The organism is Desulfotomaculum sp. (assembly GCF_982386235.1).
Map to the genome: position 1 here is coordinate 26,253 of NZ_CEVWQM010000030.1, position 17,352 is coordinate 43,604.

Genomic DNA, 17,352 nt, shown 5'->3' on the forward strand with positions numbered 1-17,352 from the left:
GGCACCTCTTACAAAGCCCAGCATCCTGAGGTGCCTGGCTCCCGGTGCAAGAACCACCCAAAGACCCCAAAGCAAAACATACAAAAAAAGCCCATGGCCCACGACCCACGGCCCATGGCCAATTCGGAGGTGCACACCCATAATCAAACCAAACAAACTCATCCTAGTTATTCTACTAGTTATCGTAATAACACTGGCCTGGTACCAACACCAAACCAGAGTCATACCCTCCGATGCTAAATACCCCCCAATGCAGGGTATTCCCGTACTAATGTACCACAAAGTCAACCCAGACCCCCGCACCGGTGGTTTAGGCCTCCGAGTACCTCCGGGTAAATTTGAGTGGCAGATGAAATACCTAAAGAAAAACGGCTACCAAACCGTTTCCCTGACCGATGTCCTGGATCACTACCAAAGGGGCAAGGAACTTCCGTCCAAACCAATTGTCATCACCTTTGACGATGGCTACAAGGACAACCATGACTTCGCCTACCCCATTATGAAGAAATATGGCTATACCGGCACCATCTTTGTGGTCTCCAAAGCCATCGGCAATACCAACTTTTTTGACGTAGAAAAGAAACTCCAGCCCGAAAATAAAATTATGAACTGGCAGGAAATCAAAGAACTAGACCAAGCCGGTTTCATCATCGGTGCTCACACAGTGGATCACCCACACCTGGCCAAGATAACACCAGAAGCAGCAAAATACCAAATCGAAGAATCTAAGCGAGCCCTGGAGTATGGACTTAAAAAACCAGTGGAAGTCTTTGCCTACCCCTACGGCAGCTACAACGACCAGGTGGCCCAACTCACCCAACAAGCCGGCTACCGCGCCGCCGTCACCACCGAACTTGGTTTAGCCAAACCAGACTCCAACCCCTTCAAAATCCACCGTGTCCGGGTTACTGGCCGCTATAGTAATGAACGGTTTATCGAAGAATTGCATAAGTACTAGTTGGTTGGAAAACTTAAAGTAGAAAGCAGAAAGTTGGTTAGTTGGTAGGAGGTGCATTTACCCCTGTCCAACTTTCCAACTTTCTGCTTTCCATCTCGTGAAAAATGTCGAAAGAATTTTTTGTCGTCAAAGCAGGAAATATTGCAAGGGATGTAAAATTATTACACTAAAGTTTCTATATACGTAGTACTAAGCAAATTTCATAGGGTATCCTTATGGTGGCAAGAGACCCGGTTTAAAGTTAAATCTTGTCACAACTACTTTTATCAAAGGTGGTTTTTTTACACCCTCTTCATAGGTAAATAGTCCTAAGCAAAACGGTTAAAATGTCTTGAAACGGTGGTATACCATGCGTAACAAATTTAGAATACCTTTATTGATGTTATGTGATGCAATTCTAATAAATCTAGCCATCTATCTCCCCTGTTTTATCTATTTCCACGGAGAGATTCCTCGGTCTAGTCTGCAGGGTCTTTTTCAGTATTCCTTAACGGCAACCCTTTGCATATTGACTATATTTAGTGCTTCCAAACTATATCATCGTGTTTGGGCCTATGCCAGCATAAAAGAACTGGTCATTATTGTACGGTCTGTTACCCTGGGGGTAATAGCCTTGCTTCTCCTTACTTATGTCCTTGAAACACCTCACTCAAAAGCAATGTTTCTTTCAGTTTGGACCTATTCAATCCTATTTATCGGCGGTTCCAGGATGGCCTGGCGGCTTTACGTGGAAAGGCAAGGTAAAAGAAAATGCACCCACACCCATGCCAACAAAAAAATACTAATCTATGGAGCAGGTTCCGCCGGTGCGCTGGTGGCCAAGGAATATTACAACCACTACAATGGCAACCAACAGGTGATCGGTTTTATCGACGATGATGTCAATAAACACAACCTAAGTATTTATGGTCTCCCGGTGCTGGGGGGCAGAGAAAGCATTCCTTCCTTGGTTGACCACTATAAAATTGATGAAATTATCATTGCCATGCCGTCGGTTTCCGGCCAAGCAATTCGTGAGATTATTGAGTTCTCCAAGGATTCCGTTGGGGCGGTAAAAATACTGCCCGGTGTATACCAAATCCTAGACGGAGACGTTTCCATTAATAAAATCAGACCAGTGGAAATCGAAGACCTATTGGGAAGGGAACCGATACAAGTGGATCTGGGGCAAATATCCCAATACATAAAAGACAAAGTGGTCCTGGTAACCGGCGCCGGCGGTTCCATCGGCTCCGAATTATGCCGCCAAATCGCCCAAATGGACCCTACCAAGCTGATCCTGCTGGGTCATGGGGAAAACAGTATCCATAAAATATGGTTAGAGCTACGGGACAAGTTCCCCTTGGTACCCCTGGAAGTAGAGATCGCCGATGTGAGGGATCGCTTTAAACTGCAAATCACCTTTGAAAAGCATAGGCCCCAGGTGGTTTTCCATGCGGCGGCCCATAAGCATGTGCCACTGATGGAAATGCACCCAGATGAGGCCGTGAAAACCAATATTTTTGGTACCAAAAACGTGGCTGAAATGGCAGATCGAGTTGGTTGTGAAAGATTTGTGCTGATTTCCACCGATAAGGCTGTCAACCCCTCCAGTGTGATGGGGGCTACCAAGAGAATGGCTGAGCTGGTTATTCAGAACTTGTTTGTTGGTTCTGAGACGAAGTTTGCCGCGGTTCGTTTTGGGAATGTTCTGGGAAGTCGTGGTAGTGTGGTGCCTATCTTTAAGGATCAAATCGCCAGGGGTGGTCCAGTTACGGTAACCCACCCGGAGATGACTCGCTATTTTATGACCATCCCCGAAGCAGTTCAACTGGTGATCCAGGCTGGAGCTTTGGCTGAGGGTGGGGAAGTATTTTTGTTGGATATGGGTGAGCCGGTTAAGATTGTGGATCTGGCGGAGAATTTGATTAAGCTTTCTGGCTTTGAGCCGGGGCGGGATATTGAGATTAGGTTTACTGGGATTCGGCCGGGGGAGAAGCTGTTTGAGGAGCTTTTGACGGATGAAGAGGGGATTGGCAGTACGAAGCATAAGCGCATCTTTTCGGCGAAGCCGGTGGAGATTGATGAAGCGATGTTGGTGGAGGAGCTGCTGAGGCTAGAGAAGAGGGAAGTGACTGATAAGGCAGAGGTGTTTGGGCGGCTGGTGAAGTTGATGCCGGAGTTGGTGTTGTATGTGCGGGAGGAGACGGCGTAGGTTGGGGGGCGGACACACCGGATTTGGGTGAGGGGTGCCAATGAAATGTACTACTAGACAATAGTACGACCATTAGTATGTGATATGAATAAGACCATAATGTGATAGATATAAACCATCATCTATAATGATATAAGGAGTGAAGGTATAGTATGGGAAATAACACAGAAATCCTAATGTATCAAACAGATGATGGGCAGACCCGCATAGAAGTTAGAATGGAAGATGAGACTGTATGGCTTACACAAGCCCAAATGGCTGAACTATTCAAGACATCACCCCAAAATATTACTATACACATAAAAAACATATATGAAGAAGGTGAACTAAACGAAAACTCAACTTGTAAAGAATCCTTACAAGTTCGCCAAGAAGGTAAAAGATTAGTTAAAAGGCAGACCAAAACCTATAATTTAGATGTTATTATTTCAGTAGGATATCGAGTAAAATCACATCGGGGCACACAATTTAGGATTTGGGCAAGTCAAAAAATTAAAGAATATATTGTAAAAGGTTTTGCCATGAATGATGACCTCCTTAAGAGAGCAGGAGGGGGCAATTATTTTCAGGAACTTCTAGAACGTATTAGAGATATTCGTTCAAGTGAGAAAGTTTTTTATCGGCAAATACTTGATATTTATGCAACCAGTATTGATTACGACCCTAGAGCATCGGAATCAGTAGAGTTTTTTAAAATAGTACAAAATAAAATGCACTATGCAGCCCACGGCCACACGGCTGCAGAAATTGTTTTTTTGCGTTCTGATGCAGACAAGGACTTCATGGGAATGACATCGTTTGATGGTAAGAGTTTGCGGAAATCTGATGCCTCCATCGCCAAGAATTATTTAAATGAAAGCGAGATTAAGATTTTAAATAGATTAGTAACAGCATATTTAGAATTTGCTGAGCTCCAAGCAATTAGGCAAAGACCAATGTATATGAAGGATTGGATAGAAAGACTAGATGATTTTATAAAGATGAGTGGAAGTGAACTGTTGGATCATGCTGGCAAAATCAGTCATGAGCAAGCTAAATTGAAAGCTGAACTAGAATATGAGAGGTATAAAGAAAGAAGTAAAGATCAATTAACGCTGGCAGAGAGGGATTTCATAGAACATTTGAAAAGTACTCAAAAGAAGCTAGAAAAGGGCAAAGGATAATGCCAACGGAATTAATTTGCTCAAGTTGTATGGTATCAAAAGGTGGTCTGGGTGGGCATGAAAAGTATGGATAAGCAAATTTATCATAGTGGTTTTAGTTTGATCGAAATATTGGTAGTGTGTGCTATGTTGGGCATATTGTGCTCGATAGCAGTTTCTTTATACTTTGGCTATATGGAAAAGGCTAAGGGGAAAATCTGTAATGTTAATTGTTTGCGGTTGGAGGGGGAGTATCAGGCTTATTTAGTTATGGATGGTGTAGAACATAAGGAAGCAAGGTTTGATGAATTTGTGAAGGGATATGGTAAAAGGGTATGCCCTAAACAGGGTGACGTTAGTTATGTGAATGGTAGGGTTGAGTGTAATGCTCATCCCCGGGATGAAAAAGAGGATGGTGGTAATGAAGGGGATGTGCCGTATTTGTGATTTGTGATTTGAATGGCGAATTGGAGCATGAGTATGCGTGAGAGATAAAAGAATATGCATGTTCACCATATATTGTGGTTGAATAAAAGGGGCATACAATATGTTGCATAAATACTAAAATATTAAATGGTAAAGCGGAAGTCAGAATGGCTAAGAGATAACCGCTATATATTGTGTTGAAATCAGCGAAAAATCATAAAAATATACAATATATGGGTTTTATCTATATGACATAGTACCGTTTTGTTAGTATATAAAGATAAAATGGCTAAAATCGTGTATTTTGGATTTTGAAAACGTTGATTTGACAGGCTTTTTGGTAACCTAAAATATGGAGAAATATTGAATGGCGTTGAGGTGTTGGGTATTTACTATAGATAAAACGCTGGGGGCCAGGCAGGGCAAGGGTTCCGGTGGTTATGAGGGGAAATTAGCGTTGATTGAATGGCGTATTTAATAGGAAGAAACTCGGGTAAGGATGCTAGTTTGATGTTGGTTAAGTTCATAGGATTGTATTGAGATTCGTGACGTAGGTATATACCGTAGATGTAATTTAGTGGGTTAGTAGTTGGTTGAAAACTGTTTAAATCCAATTAAGTACTAACTGACTAAACATGGTAATTATATCAAGGAAGGAAGTCTTAGGCAATGGAAGACATAAGAGTAAGGAATATACCATTTTCTCCGCCAGATATTACAGATGCTGAGATAGAAGAAGTTATAAAAGTTATGAAGTCAGGTTGGATTACAACTGGATCTAGAACAAAAGAATTTGAAAAAAGAATAGCCGAGTATGTTGGAACAAATAAAGCTGTTTGCCTAAGTTCAGCAACAGCAGCTATGGAGCTGACTCTTCGTATTCTAGGGATAGGGGCTGGGGATGAGGTTATTACCTCTGCATATACCTACACAGCATCAGCTTCAATAATACATCACGTTGGAGCAAAAATTGTACTAGTTGATACAGCTCCGGGTTCTTATGAAATGGATTATTTAAAACTAGCTGATGCGATTACTGAAAAGACAAAAGCAATTATTCCAGTTGATATAGCTGGGAAAATGTGTGATTACGATGCCATTTATGAGGTGGTTGAAAGTAAAAGAGAGCTCTTTAAGGTAAATAACGAACTTCAAGAGCTATTTAATAGAGTAATTGTAATAGCCGATGCTGCCCATGCTTTTGGTGCTGAGAGAAAAGGTATTAAATGTGGGCAAGCAGCAGACTTTACTTGTTTTTCTTTCCATGCAGTCAAGAATATAACCACAGCCGAAGGTGGTGCTGTTGTTTGGCGTGGTGATATTGGATTAGACGATGAGTGGCTTTATAAAGAGTATATGCTTTATTCACTTCATGGTCAGTCTAAAGATGCATTAGCCAAAGATCAAAAAGGTGCATGGGAATATGACATCATATATCCGGGTTATAAATGCAATATGACTGATATTATGGCTGGAATTGGGTTAATACAGCTAAGTAGATATAAGATTTTATTGAATAGACGTAGAGAGATTATTGAGATGTACGATCAAGCACTTTTACCGTTAGGTATTTTAAGTTTGCAGCATTATGGTGAGAATTTTACATCTTCTGGGCATCTTTATTTTGCTAGGATACCTGGAATAGGGGAAACTCAAAGAAATGAAGTGATCATTAAGCTAGCTGAGCTGGGTGTATCAAGTAACGTTCATTACAAACCACTACCTATGTTTACAGCTTATAAAAATTTGGGATTTTATATTGAATATTATCCGAATGCTTTTGGTATGTATGAGAATGAAATTACACTCCCACTTAATACCTTATTGACTGATGAGGATGCAGAGTATGTAATTGAAAGCTTTAAAAGGATTATTAGTGAAGTTTAAGGTGGAAAACAAAATGTATAGGAATTACTTTAAAAGGGTATTTGATCTGACATTATCTTTAGTAGCACTACCATTTTGGGTAATAATTCTAGCAATAATCGGTCCAGTAATTTATTTTCAAGATAAAGAATCAATTTTTTATAACGCACCCCGACTTGGTAAGGGTGGAAAAATATTTAAAATGTATAAACTCCGCTCAATGAAAATGAATGCTCCTGACTTGAGAAATGAAGATGGGTCAACTTTTAATGCAGAAGACGATCCTAGATTAACTAAGATTGGGAAGTTTATTCGAAAAACGAGTCTAGATGAAACTCCACAACTATTAAATATTATCAAAGGGGATATGAGTATTATTGGACCAAGACCTGATTTGCCTGAACATCTGCATTTATATGAGGGGAATGAAAAAAGAAAGCTAGAAATTAGACCGGGTGTTACAGGCTATAATCAAGCTTATTTTAGGAATACTGTACCTTGGAAAGAACGAATCAAAAATGATATTTACTACATTGACCACTTGACCCTATGGCTTGATTTAAAAATTTTTTTTAAAACAGCAGAAACAGTATTAAAACGTGAAGATGTTTATATAACTGATAAGAGTTCAAAATCGGCTAATATAACTAGAATAGGAATGTAGGTACAAAATTTTATGAAACATATAGAGGATGCAGTTACTTTTACGGAATTGATTTGGGATACACACTTTTTTGGGGTCACTAGTGCAAGGGCCGTGTTGCATAGACCATTGACATCAAAGGAATGGGATGCACTAAAGCTTAAATTTCTTCATTATCAATTTATTTCTATCGTGAATCAAAATTCCAATCCAGTTAATTCCCAATTAATAGGGAAAGATACATCTGCATTCTTAGCAGATGTTAATATTCAGCTTCTTAAGAAAATCGCAGACTTTTACGAGATACCCAAAAATGTAACAGTCCACCATTCTCTAAAAAGAAATGACCAAATACTTGGATTGGCTGATTTTCAGTTCTCTAAGTTTACAGAGGATCCTGAATTAGCTAAGCGAGGTGGAAATCAAGTTTACCGTCAATGGATTATGAATGCTTTTGATAAGCAGGATAAATTCTACGCATTATCTAAAAATGGTAATGGTAATATAAATGGTTTCTTACTTTTTTCATACTCAGATAGTGTATGTATAATTGAACTTGTTGCTGTGTCACCCAATGAAACTAAAGGTGGAATAGGTACTAACCTATTTAAAGCAGTAGAACATGTTGCCTTTCAACAGGGGATTAATGAAATTAAAGTTGGCACCCAAATTAGGAATCTGAGTGCTATTAATTTTTATTATAAAGTTGGATGTAAACAAGTTGGGTGCCATCAAGTTTATCATCTATGGAATAGTTAATTTGTATAGGACATCTGTCAATAATTTTTATACTTAATAAAAAGACAGGATATAGCTAAGTTTATTATTACACTTAAAAAGGAATTAGAAATTATGAGAATCTATGTTGTTGCAGAGCATACGACTTTACCAGGTGAGCCTGGCTATAACCGGTTTAGATATTTATGTGATATATTTTCCCAAAATGGTCATGATGTAACACTTATTACTAGTAAATTTAACCATTACAATAAATCTTTTAGAGATAGCAAAGACATAACTGCAGCCTATAGGATTGTTCTATTAGATGAGTTAGGTTATAAAAAAAATGTAAGTCTACTTCGACTTCTAAGTCAAAGACGTTTTGCAAAAAATCTATATATTTATTTGGAAAACTGTAATGAAAAACCAGACATTATCTATTTTAGTGTACCCACTCATGAACCGGTATTATATCTAAAGGGATACATGGCTAAAAACAATATTAAATGTGTAATTGATGTACAAGACTTATGGCCAGAAGCTATGAAACTTGTGGTTAATATTCCATTGATTAATGACATTTTATTTTTACCAATGAGACTGCAGGCTAATAAAGTTTATTCTATGGCAAATAAAATTGTTGCTGTCTCACGTGAATATATGGAGAGGGCACAAAGTGTTAATCAAATTTCAACCTCAAATATTTATGTGTATATTGGTACTTTCATGAAAGAATTTGATAGGGGGAAAAAAGAAAATTTAGATCTTGTTATAAAACCTGATAATGAATTCTGGATTATTTATATAGGGACTTTAGGTATAAGTTATGATATTGAAACATTGATTTCATCGTATAAAATTTTGCAAGCTAAAGGGTATAAAAATATTAAGCTAAAAATTTTAGGTAGGGGTCCAAGCGAAGAGAAGCTTAGGCAATATGCAAGAAGCATTAATATAAATGTTGATTTTTTGGGTTATAAAGAATATGGGGAAATGGCTGCTTATTTAGCAAAATCTGATGTAGCAATTAATGCAATTAAGAAAAACGCTGCTCAAAGTATTATAAATAAAGTTGGAGATTACTTTTCAGCTGGACTGCCTGTCTTGAATGGCAGCTTATGTAAAGAAATGATGTCTCTAATTGAAACTCATAAATGTGGTTTAAACTATACACCAGAAGATTCAATGGATCTAGCTAATAAAATTGAAATTCTTTATCTGGATTATAAAAAAAGATTGGAATTAGGAGTAAACTCACGAATACTAGCTGAATTAAAATTTGATAGAGAGAAAACGTATAAGGATATAATAGATTTGTTCAGAGGTGTTAAAGAGTGCTGAAGGAGACAAAATAATGCTTTGTAATTCGAATGAGAATGTAAGATTATTACATATTTGTGTTGCAGGGATTAAAGATAAATTTTATCAAATTTTTTTTGATAAACTATTTGAAGTTGGAATAAAGTATCAAACAGTTTTTATTCCTTATTGTCCTACAGAATATACTCAAGAAGAGATAGAAGGTGTTTCAAATTATAGCGACTATATAGATGTAAAATTAAGTCCTATCAAAACCCAACTTGACAGGCTTTTTTACTTCTCTAAGATTAAAAAATATTGTAACCATGTTAGAAGAATACATGCCAAAAATCAATATAATTTAATACATGCGCATCATCTTTTTTCGGATGGCGGAGTAGCATACCTTCTACATAAACAATATGACATTCCTTATATTGTTTCTGTAAGAACTACGGATACAGAATATTTTATGAAATATTTTATTCATACTAAAAACTTTATGAACAGAATATTAGATTCAGCTTCGAAAGTTATATGCATCAATCCAATAATAAAGGAAAAACTTTTACAAGGAATTAAAGACAAAACAATTAGAGGTAAGGTTACAGAAAAAGTTATCGTAATGCCTAATGGAGTAGACGATTTTTGGATAGAGAATTTATATTTAAAGAAGTCTAATAGTTTGCCTACTATCAGACTCGTACAAGTAGGCTCACTCATACCTAGAAAAAATCATAAGTGTACTTTATTAGCTATAGAAAATTTAAAGAACAGAGGATATGATGTAAGATTAGATATAGTAGGGGATGGAAAAGGCAGAAAAACTCTTGAATTGCTGTGTAAAGAGAAAAACCTCGAAAAATATGTAAAGTTTCACGGTTTTATAAAGGATAGGCAAAAAATTCTATCTTTTTATCGTTCGGCTGACGTTTTTGTACTTCCCTCATTTACCGAGACTTTTGGTATTGCTTATGTTGAGGCAATGACACAAGGGCTACCAGTTATCTATTCACGAAGACAGGGGATAGATGGGTTTTATAGCAATGGAGAGGTAGGAATAGCGATAGATCCGAGAAATCCTGTGAGTGTAGCTGATGCAATATTATTAGTAACTAGCTACTTATCAGATATGTCAAAACGATGTACCGATTACTCTATTCACTATAAGTGGGATAACATAGTTACAGATTATAAATATATTTACTTGGAAGCTAAAAAAAGCAAACATAGACCTGTTTACTAGCCCTTGGTTTCCAAAGCTTCTAGGAGAGACTTGGAATTAATTTTCCGTTAACCGACATAAGTAAGTTAGGCATCATCGCTTAAAAATGGCAAAACGATGAGGTAAAAGTACAATGAACACAGTTATTACAAGAAATGGACTATTGTTTTTTGGGGTTATTGTATTATATAAACTATCGCTAGACTTTATTTATGCTTATATTTTCATTCCCAACTATGGTTATTTTTTTAGTTTAAACATGCAGTTTCTTTATGGCAAGTATTTGGTAACGCTAGTTCTTATTTTAGCTATGATTAAACCTTTGATTGCTCTGCTGCGCAAAGGTAATGGTTCGAGTATGATTATTCTACTTCTAAGCTTAGTTTATTTTATACCTGGGTGTACAGTTTATGCGCTGGGTAATCTTGATAATTCCTTTTTTGCATTTTTTTCACTTTACTGGGTCGTTTTGGTATCGGCACAACTGCTGTTACCGAATGTTAAAGGCCTTTCAATACAATTTAGAGGGAAGTCAATAATATTTACTGTAATAATCGCAGGATTTGCCACGTGTATTTTGTTCTTATCGGGCATGTATACAAATTTTCATATTAATTTGAGCTTGCAAAATGTATATGAATTACGTTTTGCTGCGAGAGAATATAGTGTTTCAACAGTTATTCAGTATTTATTGAATGCCTCGTATATTATTCTGCCTTTAGGTACCATGTATTTTATTGTAAATAAACAAAGAGGAGCAGCAGTCATACTATTATTGGTTCAATTATTAAGCTTTTCTTTTAATGGGAAAAAGTCTGTTTTGTTTACTATTTTTATTGTTCTTTTGATTGCAAAGTTTTATAAAAAAGAAAGATTACAATGGATATTACCTGCATTTTTAGGATTAAATCTTCTTTCAATTTTAGAATTATTTATAGGGGATGGAAACTCCTTTATTGCTAAATATATTCATAGAAGGGTATTATTTACTCCTCCCATTATTGGTGCTAATTACTTTGATTTCTTTTCTATAAATGAATTAGATTTTCTAAGACAAAGTTTCTTAAGATGGTTTGAAGTAAGCTCACCATATCCAATACCGATTGCTCGCTTGATAGGCTATAATTATTTCAATAATGTCGAGAATAATGCAAATACAGGAATGGTCGGTGATGCATTTGCAAATTTCGGATGGGCAGGGTTATTATATCCTGTACTTATAATTGTAGCTTTACGTTTTTTTGATAAATGTTCAATTAATTTAGATTATAGGATAATTTCTCTTTTATGTGTATTAATATTTTACAAGTTTATTAACGGTTCTTTCTTTACAGTTATGCTAACGGGAGGATTTATTATTACTTGTATAGTTTTGGTAATCTGCCCTCGTAAGCCAGAGGGTAACTTGCAGGAAGACATAAAATATAAGTATTATTGGAGTCATTAATTTTCTTAGCTAATTTTATGTTGTCAAACTAAGGAGAAAGTTCTTATGCATATAATAAATAAAGTATTTAAAGATTTTGAAGATAATAACATTAGATATTGTCATTTTAAAAGCAACCAACATCTCAATGAAAGCTTTAACGGAACTTCAGACTTTGATGTTTTAGTAGATTATAAGAAAAGTAATGATTGCGAAAAAATACTTTTAAATAATAATTGCAAAAGATTTGAACCTAATTATATTGGTACTTATCCAGGAGTTGTTAATTGGATCTCATTTGATGAAGAAACAGGTAAGATATTTCATTTGCATTTACATTACCAATTAGCTAGTGGAAGATCCTTAGTTAAAGAATATATATTACCCTGGGGAGAACTACTCCTTAGAACAGCTATTAGAAGTAAAGAATTTAAAATTTTCGTATCTAACCCAAATGTAGAGGTTCTTTTGCTTTTGACCAGAATCGTAATAAAATCTGGTATCAGAATATATCTTAAATCTTTTTTTGGTTTCTATAAGCTTTCTTGTGATATGGAACGAGAATACAAATATTTACGAGAGCTAATAAATGAGAATGAGCTTAGAACAAATGCAAAACAAATGTTCTCCCCAATAAATGCTGAACGAATAATTAATATTGTGATGGAGTCTACTACAATTCGTTGTAAGCAATTTAAACAGTTGAATTGTATAATTAAAGAAGAACTAAGAGTTTCTAGAAGAATGAATCTTTTCTTAGCCATGATTAACAGTAAGTTGCTTCGAGTTATAGATTTGAAGAATAAGCTTTTTAGTAGAAAATTAGGTAAGTATTATATTACTAAAAAAGTAACACCTTCAGGTGGTAAGATTATTGCGTTTATTGGTGTGGATGGTTGTGGAAAAAGCACATTAACAAGAGAAATAACATCTTGGCTTAATTATAAAATAGAGGTTAAACGTTTTTACATGGGTGAAGGTGATGGCAAGGTTAATATTTTTGCCTACCTTGTAAAAAAACTCTATTCACTTATTTATTCCAAACGAACAAAAACTAATACTCCAGAAAAAATTAAAACTATTTCTCTAAAATCTTCACCTAAAAAGTATATTAAGAAGTATGTTCATGCTTTATTAATCTTTTCAATTGTTAAGAGCAATAAAAAGAAAATTTTAAAAATGCATAGATATAGAATGAATGGTGGTTTTAGTGTGCTGGATAGATATCCCCAACTGCAGCATGAGGGGATGAATGATGGTTTAAAACTAGGAATATATGCAAGGGAACTAAGAAGTAAAATAATTAGTAAATTAGCCTGTCGAGAACAAGAACTTATGAACATCGTTAATGATGTTTATCCGGATCTTGTATTTAGGCTAAACATTAGTCCTGAAGTTTCCATGCAGAGGAAGCCAGAGGAACAGACCAATTATGAGGCAATCAAGATAAAGGCAGATGCTTGCAAAACACTAGTTTTTAAGAAATCTGAATTGGTAGAAGTTGATGGAGAGCAAAATCTTGATGATGTAATTTTGCAGGTGAAACGCAAGATTTGGAGTGGTATTTAATGGTTTTTATTGAATTTAATGGGCTACCTGCAAGTGGGAAAACAACTATAGTTAATGAATTGAAAATTAAATTAAATCAAGATGGTATCAAGATTAAATTACTTGAAGATGTTATATCTTATAAGGTGAGAAGAAATGAAAATAAAATTAAACAGTTAATTAAAGCACTGTTTTCATTAAAATCTATTGGCTTCAATTTAATTGTAGTTAATTTAGTAATAAATATGGGATTTTCAATAGAACGCATAAGATACGCTATGAGACTAATAAAACTAAATTATCAAATTAATAGGGTATTAAATACAAAAACAGATGTACTTCTTTTGGATGAAGGATTCATTCAATTTTTTACATCAATTCCACATAATAAAGGATTTTCAAGTGAGTATTCAGTTAATAGAGCATGCAAATATTTATTAAATTCTTACCCAAATATATGCATTGTTAATTGTGTACTTCCAATTGAAAAAACTATTGAACGTTCTAAAAAAAGACAATCTTCGATTAGTAGATTTGATAATTTAAATCAAGAGGAATTAAGGAGAATCTTATATGTTAAATCAGATAATCTTAATATGTTCAGAAGCTATATTCCAAGCCGTAATCAATACAGAATAGATTCATTGGATAATATTGAAAAAAATGTTAATCTTTTAAATAGCATAATTAAAGAACAGTTATTATCAAATTATTAAAGAACTGGAGGTGGATTTTTCGGACTACATCAGTCTTGCTGGTGCTCTTTTATTAACTAGAGAAATAGGAGTATCTAAATGAGTAAGTCTTATAAAGAGAAAGCTATCACTGGTGTATATTGGATGGCTTTAGTCAGCATAGCAACAATAATCATAAAATCTATAATTATAATAGTTTTATCTAGGTTACTTAGCCCTTATGAATTCGGAGTTGTTGCAGCCATTCAAATAGTAATAACTTTTGCAGATATTTTTTGGATGATGGGTGTGGGACCAGCAATAGTTCAAAAAAAGGTTCTGACCACTGATGATATAGCAACTGGGAATATCTTAAATATTATTTTTGGAATTATTATATACTGTATTATATTTCTGTTTTCAACAAAAATATCTATTTTTTTAGGTATAGAAAACAGTACTATGCTAAAAGTTCTTTCAATTGTTTTTGTTATTAATAGTATTTCAGGGGTATCAGAGTCACTGTTACAGAAAGAAATGAATTTTAAGTATATCGGCGTAATAAATGTTATTTCCTTATTAATATATGGGTTTTCGGCAACTTTATTTGCCATCCTTAATTATGGAGCTTGGTCACTAGTCATTGGGCAGTTATCACAAGCATCTATTAAGTCTTTGCTTTTAATATATAAGATTCCTATGAAAATATCTTATCGTTTTAATATAAAATCCGCTAAAGCACTAATGTATTTTGGTATTGGATTTACTCTATCCAGAATATTTAACAATATTGCTAACCAAGGTGATTATTTAGTAGTAAATAGAATGTTAGGAAGCTCTGCGTTAGGTCTTTATAATAGGGCTTACCAATTGTTAATGATACCAACGGATGTAATTGGAACAGTAATGGATAAAGTATTATTTCCACTTCTATCGAAGTATCAAAGTAGAAATGATAAACTCGCATATGTTTATTTAAATATTACATCTTTAGTTGCAATAATCTCATTTCCTATAATGACTATTTGTTTGATAAGTGGAGCGGACTTGGTGACAATTATACTTGGTGGCGCCTGGGGGCAAACTATTATACCATTTAAAATTTTAGTAATTAGCTTATTTTTTCGAATAGGCTATAAAATATGTGATGCTTTGGTGCGCTCAGTTGGGGCAGTATACAAAAGACTATGGATTCAAATTGTATATGCTGCCACGGTCATTTTTGGTGCATATATTGGGTCGGATTGGGGGATTAATGGTGTAGCCGTGGCGATTTCGTTTGCAATAATGATAAATTATATAATAATGAGTTTATTCATAATGTATATAATAAGATTGAGGTTAACTCTGCTAATAAGATATTTAGCTCCGATCATATTGGTCAGTTGTTTTGTAGGTATGATTAGTTATTTCGCAAGTCTAGTGGTTTCTGGTATTCATTTATCCGTGTTTAGAATTTTAATAATGACTTTAGTTGTAGGATTAATATATTTAATTACTGTTAAATATTTATTATTAAGGTTAATGCCTTTTGATTTTAATGAATTTTTAAGCACAATTCTAAGAACAACGGTTAATAAAATAGTACCGAAAAAATCTGAAAGAAGAAATTCTGTAGAGGCATAGAATTGGTATAAAGTTTTAGTTTGTTTATTATCTGCTTTTGATTTGTTTGGATAATTAGAAAATTAGTGGCTGTTTTACATGTTTTGCTGAAGGAGAGTAAAAATAATGCAAATAACTATAGCGGGAACAGGTTATGTTGGCTTATCTAACGCAGTATTACTTGCCCAACATAATGAAGTTATCGCAGTTGATATCATTCAGGAAAAAGTAGATATGATAAATAATAGTAGGTCTCCCATTATTGATAAAGAGATTCAAGAATATCTTGCAACAAAGAAATTAACCTTAACAGCAACCACAGACAATTATAAGGCATTTAAAGATGCAGAATATGTCGTTATTTCTACACCAACTAATTATGATCCAGGTAAGAATTATTTTAATACTAGATCTGTAGAAGCTGTTATTGCTAGCGTATTATCTATTAATCCTGATGCCATAATGATAATTAAATCAACTGTTCCAGTAGGTTATACTGAGAAGGTAAAAGAGAAATTTGAAACAGATAATGTTATTTTTTCTCCAGAGTTTTTAAGGGAAGGTAAAGCTTTATATGATAACTTGTACCCATCAAGAATAATAATAGGTGAACAGTCGGAAAGGGCTGAAAGGTTTGCGGAACTTTTGGCGCAGGGGGCTATTAGAAGAGATATACCTGTATTATTTACAAACTCTACTGAAGCAGAAGCAATTAAACTATTTGCCAACACATACTTAGCTATGAGAGTAGCTTTCTTTAACGAGCTAGATTCCTACGCAGAAGTAAGAGGACTGGATACAAAACAAATTATTGAGGGTGTTGGGTTAGATCCCAGAATAGGTAATCACTATAACAACCCTTCTTTTGGTTATGGGGGCTACTGTCTTCCAAAAGATACGAAACAGCTATTAGCCAATTATGCCGATGTCCCTAATAACATAATGACAGCAATTGTTGATGCAAACCGAACAAGAAAAGATCATATAGCCGAAATGATTATAAAGAGAAACCCTAAAATAGTAGGTATTTATCGACTAACAATGAAAATGGACTCTGATAATTTTAGACAGTCAGCCATACAAGGTGTTATGAAACGTGTTAAAGGAAAGGGAATAGAAGTTGTTGTGTACGAGCCAGCTCTTCATGAGGATAAGTTCTATAATTCTAGAGTTATAAAAGACTTTGAGGAGTTTAAGAGGATATCAGATGTGATAGTAGCTAATCGGTTGACTATTGAGTTACAGGACGTAGAAGACAAGGTCTATACTAGAGATTTGTTTAGCCGGGATTAGGAGGACAAGCTCATGAAAGTACGTAAAGCAATTATACCGGCTGCGGGCCTAGGTAGGGCTTGCTGAACTGAACCTAATTTCAGTAAAAATAGAAACCGCCATAATGTTGGTTAACCAAAAGTAGGATTACACCTAAATAGATGTCGCAGAAAAAAGGACAAAAAGATACGGAGCCTGTGCTCCAAGTTCATCACCAGGAACTGCAGGCAGATCACGCTTTCAGCGGTCTCTTTCAGGTGCGCCATAATATGCGCCAAGCCATAGCGTCGTTTACCTTCGCCGAATTTACCTTCAACAATGTTACGTTCGCTGGCATCTTGCCGTTCTAAGCGT

General features: G+C 35.1%; 14 protein-coding genes and 1 pseudogene. 14 read left to right on the top strand and 1 reads right to left on the bottom strand.

The features are described from left to right. Positions 1 to 271 precede the first annotated feature (271 nt). From AC1U9Z_RS15355 to AC1U9Z_RS15420, 14 genes are all read left to right on the top strand, one after another. Positions 272 to 958: a polysaccharide deacetylase family protein gene (locus AC1U9Z_RS15355; protein ID WP_479958227.1), complete on the top strand. Its 687-nt coding sequence runs from the start codon at positions 272 to 274 to the stop codon at positions 956 to 958. 349 nt (positions 959 to 1,307) lie between these two features. After that, positions 1,308 to 3,152 carry a polysaccharide biosynthesis protein gene (locus AC1U9Z_RS15360; RefSeq protein ID WP_479958228.1) on the top strand — a complete coding sequence of 615 codons (1,845 nt, stop codon included), beginning with the start codon at positions 1,308 to 1,310 and terminating at the stop codon, positions 3,150 to 3,152. A gap of 152 nt (positions 3,153 to 3,304) precedes the next feature. After that, positions 3,305 to 4,315: a virulence RhuM family protein gene (locus tag AC1U9Z_RS15365; RefSeq protein WP_479958229.1), complete on the top strand. Its 1,011-nt coding sequence runs from the start codon at positions 3,305 to 3,307 to the stop codon at positions 4,313 to 4,315. Between the two features lie 66 nt (positions 4,316 to 4,381). Further along, complete coding sequence (locus tag AC1U9Z_RS15370; protein WP_479958230.1) at positions 4,382 to 4,741, top strand: prepilin-type N-terminal cleavage/methylation domain-containing protein; 360 nt, start codon at positions 4,382 to 4,384, stop codon at positions 4,739 to 4,741. A 648-nt stretch (positions 4,742 to 5,389) separates the two neighbouring features. Continuing rightward, positions 5,390 to 6,607 carry a DegT/DnrJ/EryC1/StrS family aminotransferase gene (locus AC1U9Z_RS15375; protein ID WP_479958231.1) on the top strand — a complete coding sequence of 406 codons (1,218 nt, stop codon included), beginning with the start codon at positions 5,390 to 5,392 and terminating at the stop codon, positions 6,605 to 6,607. After that, positions 6,573 to 7,250 carry a sugar transferase gene (locus tag AC1U9Z_RS15380; RefSeq protein WP_479958232.1) on the top strand — a complete coding sequence of 226 codons (678 nt, stop codon included), beginning with the start codon at positions 6,573 to 6,575 and terminating at the stop codon, positions 7,248 to 7,250. The genes AC1U9Z_RS15375 and AC1U9Z_RS15380 overlap by 35 nt, the downstream gene beginning before the upstream one ends. Before the next feature lie 12 nt (positions 7,251 to 7,262). After that, positions 7,263 to 7,988, top strand: a complete 726-nt coding sequence (locus AC1U9Z_RS15385) for a GNAT family N-acetyltransferase (protein ID WP_479958233.1) — start codon at positions 7,263 to 7,265, stop codon at positions 7,986 to 7,988. Positions 7,989 to 8,081: 93 nt separating this feature from the next. Next, positions 8,082 to 9,290: a glycosyltransferase family 4 protein gene (locus AC1U9Z_RS15390; protein ID WP_479958234.1), complete on the top strand. Its 1,209-nt coding sequence runs from the start codon at positions 8,082 to 8,084 to the stop codon at positions 9,288 to 9,290. Between the two features lie 13 nt (positions 9,291 to 9,303). Next, positions 9,304 to 10,494, top strand: coding sequence for a glycosyltransferase family 4 protein (locus AC1U9Z_RS15395; protein ID WP_479958235.1), 1,191 nt, complete (start codon positions 9,304 to 9,306; stop codon positions 10,492 to 10,494). 112 nt (positions 10,495 to 10,606) lie between these two features. Continuing rightward, on the top strand, positions 10,607 to 11,920 hold the full coding sequence (locus AC1U9Z_RS15400; protein ID WP_479958236.1) for a hypothetical protein: 1,314 nt from the start codon (positions 10,607 to 10,609) through the stop codon (positions 11,918 to 11,920). Positions 11,921 to 11,965: 45 nt separating this feature from the next. Beyond that, complete coding sequence (locus AC1U9Z_RS15405) at positions 11,966 to 13,468, top strand: nucleoside/nucleotide kinase family protein (RefSeq protein ID WP_479958237.1); 1,503 nt, start codon at positions 11,966 to 11,968, stop codon at positions 13,466 to 13,468. After that, positions 13,468 to 14,163 (top strand): hypothetical protein, encoded by a 696-nt coding sequence (locus AC1U9Z_RS15410; RefSeq protein ID WP_479958238.1) that lies wholly within the window; start codon positions 13,468 to 13,470, stop codon positions 14,161 to 14,163. Before AC1U9Z_RS15405 ends, AC1U9Z_RS15410 begins: the two co-directional genes overlap by 1 nt. Before the next feature lie 78 nt (positions 14,164 to 14,241). After that, positions 14,242 to 15,747 (top strand): lipopolysaccharide biosynthesis protein, encoded by a 1,506-nt coding sequence (locus tag AC1U9Z_RS15415; RefSeq protein ID WP_479958239.1) that lies wholly within the window; start codon positions 14,242 to 14,244, stop codon positions 15,745 to 15,747. A gap of 105 nt (positions 15,748 to 15,852) precedes the next feature. Next, entirely contained in the window at positions 15,853 to 17,019 is a 1,167-nt protein-coding gene (locus tag AC1U9Z_RS15420) for a nucleotide sugar dehydrogenase (RefSeq protein WP_479958240.1), read from the top strand. Between the two features lie 79 nt (positions 17,020 to 17,098). Here the strand turns inward: AC1U9Z_RS15420 and AC1U9Z_RS15425 are convergent. Continuing rightward, a pseudogene (locus tag AC1U9Z_RS15425) lies at positions 17,099 to 17,352 on the bottom strand (transposase); the annotation flags it as partial.